The organism is Campylobacter sp. JH32, assembly GCF_017846535.1.
Lineage (GTDB): Bacteria > Campylobacterota > Campylobacteria > Campylobacterales > Campylobacteraceae > Campylobacter_D > Campylobacter_D coli.
This window is the reverse complement of record NZ_JAEQBS010000034.1, coordinates 1-886: the sequence shown is the minus strand read 5'-3', so window position 1 is coordinate 886 and position 886 is coordinate 1. Positions and strand designations below refer to the sequence as shown.

Here is an 886-nt window from a genome sequence, read left to right as displayed (position 1 = left end):
GCATAACAATAAATCATTGATGCTATAAGACAAATAGTCACAAATAATAAGGTTGTTTGAAAGTAAATACTATTATATATTACTAATTTTTAATATATAATAGTTATTTTTAGTAATTAATATTATACAATTAATTACTATTTTATAATTCTCTTATTATATATGTAAAATCTTTTTTAATATTCATTAAATTATCAATGCTGCTAGTTAAGATAATTTGAATTTTCTTATCTACAATTATATATCTATCGTGCAAATAATCATATTTTTCGTTAATTTCAGCATCTTTATTCTCTACAACCAACCATTCTTTATATATATTTTTCAAGTTGGAACATAAATTTTTGGGATATTTCATTATATTTTCAATAGGATAAAAAATGTTTAATTTTTTTCTCGGAAAGCATTCTTCAGCAAATTTTATAAATTGCTTCTGATTTTTATTTATAAATTTATCATAAACAAACAAATGATTTGCATTTAAAAATATGGCTTTTAAATGTTCTTTAGCTTTTTTCTATCTTCATTTTTTATAAAACTAGCTGTAAAATTATTTTCTATTTTATCTTCAAAAATATTTACATAAGGAAAATTATATTGTTTCTCAGATAAAATAATTTTATATATAGTATTCTTAGAAAGACATTCTAAATCATCGCTATATTCTAAACTAGTCTTTTGTCCGAGAATAGATTTTAAAGTTTCACTATCATAATATCTTCTCATATATTCTTTTCGTTTTATCTTTAAAATTTTTTATAAATTAAAAAATAAAACAAAAACTATAAATTTTAAAACAATATTTAAAAAATTTACTTTGTTTCTTTTACCTGTATATCTTTTATTATTCTTAGTAGGAGGATGTTCTTATAAATATATGGATCCG

The 886-nt window shown here is 19.2% G+C and carries 2 protein-coding genes; both read right to left on the bottom strand.

Annotated features, from left to right (window positions below):
- Positions 1-142: 142 nt before the first annotated feature.
- Complete coding sequence (locus KAR67_RS09770) at positions 143-469, bottom strand: hypothetical protein (RefSeq protein ID WP_060787641.1); 327 nt, start codon at positions 467-469, stop codon at positions 143-145.
- Between the two features lie 26 nt (positions 470-495).
- Complete coding sequence (locus KAR67_RS09765) at positions 496-726, bottom strand: hypothetical protein (protein WP_060787640.1); 231 nt, start codon at positions 724-726, stop codon at positions 496-498.
- Positions 727-886 lie beyond the last annotated feature (160 nt).